Raw genomic sequence first — 4011 nt, forward strand, 5'->3', positions numbered from 1 at the left:
GACGATGCCGTCCGCCCGGTTGGGCTCGCAAGCATCTCCGCAAAGGCTTGACCGTAGCAACGACGGCCAGGACCACACGGTTTTGCCGTACGCGCGTTCGCGTGTTCGCCACATTGTTTCCCGGCCTTGTCGACATTGCCAAGAAAATGCTGGCGAGACGAACTGTCAGCGCCGCTCGTCCGCACGTGGCCACGGGCTCACGGAGAGCAATCCGCCCTGCCCTTGACCTCTCGCGCCCGACGCTGCCGCGTCCACCGCAAGCCCGTCCCTGCGAAACGTGACGACACACGATCGCCCCTCAAGGGTGAGCCGGGATACGCGATAAATACGGCAAATCCGAACTTCGGTAAAGCGGAATATTTTTGTGGGCACCGGTTGACAACCCGCTAGGTGTTTTGCCCGACGGGCAACGCGAGGACTGGGTCGGCCCGTAGCCGGAATGAGCGCAGCGCAATCCGGGTTACTCATCACCAGCGACGCCGGTCCCCGGACTTCGCTTCACTCCATCCGGGCTTCGGGACCCGTCACACTATTTTCCGCCGGGCAGCACGCCGGGACTGCCAACCGAACCTCTGGAGCCTTGTATGCATTATCCCAGTTGCCATCCCCGGGCAGTTTGCCTTACATGCCGCCAACTCACCCCCGGGTAACGGCCGGGGCTCAAAAATCGCATGAGTTGTCAAAGGGAAGAAGCATGGCGCGCAACATTCTGATTCTCGGGGCTTCCTACGGCTCCCTGCTGGGCACGAAGCTCCTGATGGCAGGGCACAACGTCACCCTGGTCTGCCGCGCCAAGACTGCGGAGCTGATCAATCGCGACGGTACCGAGGTGCGCATCAAGTTGCGCGACGAGGCGGTGCACCGTGCCATCTTCTCGCGCAACCTGCCCGGCAAGCTCGACGCGGTGACGCCGGCCGATGTCGACGTCTCCCGCTACGACATGGTCGGCCTTGCGATGCAGGAGCCGCAATACACCAACCACACCGTCCGCGTTCTCATGGTCAAGATCGCCGCGGCGAAGCTGCCGTGCCTGTCGATCATGAACATGCCGCCGTTGCCCTACCTGAAGCGGATCCCCTCGCTCGCAGGCATGGACCTCGAGGAGGCCTACACCAATGCTCAGGTTTGGGAGCGCTTCGAGCCCGGCCTGGTGACGCTGTGCTCGCCCGACCCGCAGGCCTTCCGTCCGCCGGAAGAAGCGGCAAATGTGCTCCATGTCGGCCTGCCCACGAACTTCAAGGCATCGGCGTTCGCCGACGAGAAGCATAACAAGGTGCTGCGCGAGCTCGAGGCCGGCATCGACGCGGTGACGCTCGACGGCCACGACGTGCCGGTGAAGCTGAAGGTGTTCGACTCGCTGTTCGTGCCGCTGGCGAAATGGTCGATGCTGCTGACCGGCAATTACCGCTGCATCACGCCGCACGAGCCGCAGTCGATCCGCGACGCCGTGCACGGCGATCTCGCGCGCTCGCAGACGATCTACGACCACGTCGACGCGATCGCCCGCCGCCTCGGCGCCGATCCGCAGGATCAGGTCCCCTTCGCGAAATACGCCAAGGCCGCCGAAAGCCTGCTCAAGCCGTCATCGGCCGCGCGCGCGGTCGCGAGCGGCGCGCCCTTCATCGAGCGGGTCGATCTGCTGGTGAAGCTGATCTCGCATCAGCTCGGCGTGCCCAACGCAGAGATCGACCGCACGGTCGAGACCGTGGACCAGAAGCTGAACGAGAAGATCGTACAGGGTGGATCCGGCGCGCAGTAGCGCGTGTCGATTCAATTCCCCGACGGCGCGCACTACACTTTCGTCGTACAGCGGCGGCGCGTGTCGCTCCGCCGGCGGAACGGCCGGTCGGGACCGAGCATTCAGGCACGGAAACTCCCGGTGTGGCACGAAACCAACCCCACCCGAGCTCCGTTGCCGTGTTTCGCTGGCGGCTGCCTGCCTATCACGTCTGCGTGAGGCTCCTGCAGGTTGGGCTTCAGATAGTCGTTGAGCGCGATGCCATAGGGATCTATTTCCCGGCGAATTGAGCTAAGGTGAACCGGCTTCCCGCTCGCAGCGGCTCGGACGAATCTCGCGATCCTTCATTAGCGCAAACGCTGCATGCGTCTACGTCGGGTTTGCTGCCTTGTCTCGCAGTCGCGTCACGGTTTGGGACGCCGGTTCCGTGGCATTGGGGCCGGAGCCGAGCTTGATCGCCGCAAAAGAATTGAGAGAAGGCCAGAACGACAAAAATGGATCAGGCGATGCTGAGCGTCGTCCGCGCGGTAGAGGCAGGCGCGACGACGATTAAGGGCGTGATCGACGCCACCGGACTGTCCCGTCTCAAGATCGAACGTGCGTTGAACGCGCTGGAGAAGCAGAAGCTCCTGGTTCGCGACGGTCAGGGTTTTCGCGCGACCGGCGTGCCGAAGACGGCGCCGCTGACCCGACAATGCGGATCGTGCAATGCCTGCTGCGACATTCTCGAGGTGGCCGCCGTCGACAAGCCGGTAAACCAGCTCTGCGAGCATTGGCAGACGGGCACCGGATGCACCATCTACGACCGCCGCCCACAGATGTGCCGCTCATTCGTCTGCGCCTGGCTGCAAGGTCACCTCGACGACGAGTGGTTTCCCGCGAAGTCGGGCATCATCGTGCATTTCAGCCAGGACGCCGTCAACGTGACGGTCGATGACCATTGTCCCGATCGCTGGCGCGAGGAGCCGTATTTCAGCAAGCTCGCCGAATGGTCGCTGAACGGGATCAGGCGGATCGGCAACCGCGGCTACGCGACCCTCGTCGTCTCCGGCGCGAACCGCTACTTGCTGCTCGGACGCACCGTCGTTCCTGATCCGACGTTGTTCGGCACGGCGTTCCTGCCGCTCACCACCGACACCTTCCGGTTCTGGCGGGCGACATCGGCCGAGCATTTGCAGCGGCTGCACGAGCGCATCGCCGAGATCGAGCGGATCAGGCAGGAATTCGGCTCCTGCGCGATTCCCGAGAACGAGGACGACGATCCGCAAGCCCCCTACCGGCCCGCACTTCTACGGCAGTCGAATCACGCCTGAACTCCGCCGTGGGCAACACGGCATGATTCGCGCGGTAGCGCTCGACGCGCCCCGGCCGGGTTGATAAGCCCCTGTCCGCGAATGGCTGGGACTTGAGTCGGGGACATGACGGTTGCGATCGAGATGGGGCAGACCACGGCAGGCGCCGTGGCGGCCATGGACCTCGAGGAACTGCTGGCGACCCGCCTCCTGGTGCAGGGCAATTCGGGCTCCGGCAAGTCACATCTGTTGCGGCGGCTGTTGGAACAGAGCGCGCCCTGGGTGCAGCAGGCCATCATCGACCCCGAGGGCGACTTCGTCACGTTGGCCGAGCGTTTCGGCCATCTGGTGATCGACGCTGAAGATCACACCGAGCGCGGCCTTCAGGTCGCCGGCGAGCGCGCGCGGCTGCATCGCGTCTCCACTGTGCTCAATCTCGAAGGGCTCGACGCCGAAAACCAGATGCGCCGTGCGGCGGCCTTCCTCGGCGGTATGTTCGACGTGGACCGCGACCATTGGTACCCGATGCTGGTGGTGGTGGACGAGGCGCAACTGTTCGCGCCGGCGGTCGCTGGCGAAGTCTCGGACGAGGCGCGAAAACTTTCGCTCGGTGCGATGACCAATCTGATGTGCCGCGGTCGCAAGCGCGGCCTTGCCGGCATCATCGCAACCCAGCGCCTGGCAAAGCTCGCCAAGAACGTTGCGGCCGAAGCCTCCAATTTCCTGATGGGCCGGACCTTCCTCGACATCGACATGGCGCGCGCCGCCGACCTGCTCGGTATGGAGCGGCGACAGGCCGAATCCTTTCGCGATCTCGAGCGCGGCCAGTTCATGGCGCTCGGCCCGGCGCTGTCACGACGCCCCTTGCGTTTGAATATCGGCGCGACCGACACCCAGCCGCGCAATTCCACGCCGCGGCTGATGCCGCTGCCGGAAGCCACACTTGAGGATGCGCGCGCCGTGATCCTGGCCGCCCCGCCG

At 64.7% G+C, this 4011-nt stretch carries 3 protein-coding genes; all 3 read left to right on the forward strand.

Features of this window, described 5'->3' with window-relative positions; translation table 11 throughout:
* Window positions 1-694: 694 nt before the first annotated feature.
* On the forward strand, window positions 695-1759 hold the full coding sequence (locus AC629_RS47335; RefSeq protein ID WP_084809810.1) for a ketopantoate reductase family protein: 1065 nt from the start codon (window positions 695-697) through the stop codon (window positions 1757-1759).
* Window positions 1760-2232: 473 nt separating this feature from the next.
* Window positions 2233-3051, forward strand: a complete 819-nt coding sequence (locus AC629_RS37770; protein ID WP_084809811.1) for a zinc/iron-chelating domain-containing protein — start codon at window positions 2233-2235, stop codon at window positions 3049-3051.
* Window positions 3052-3156: 105 nt separating this feature from the next.
* The coding region (locus AC629_RS37775; RefSeq protein ID WP_143199758.1) for a helicase HerA domain-containing protein at window positions 3157-4011 on the forward strand (855 nt) is incomplete at its 3' end.

Source organism: Bradyrhizobium sp. NAS80.1, from assembly GCF_001908205.1.
GTDB lineage: Bacteria > Pseudomonadota > Alphaproteobacteria > Rhizobiales > Xanthobacteraceae > Bradyrhizobium.

What these genes read in the sequence shown, in the direction of transcription:
- AC629_RS47335 (WP_084809810.1), top strand. Translation starts at nt 695, where the DNA reads ATGGCGCGCAACATTCTGATTCTCGGGGCTTCCTACGGCTCCCTGCTG.
- AC629_RS37770 (WP_084809811.1), top strand. Translation starts at nt 2,233, where the DNA reads ATGGATCAGGCGATGCTGAGCGTCGTCCGCGCGGTAGAGGCAGGCGCG.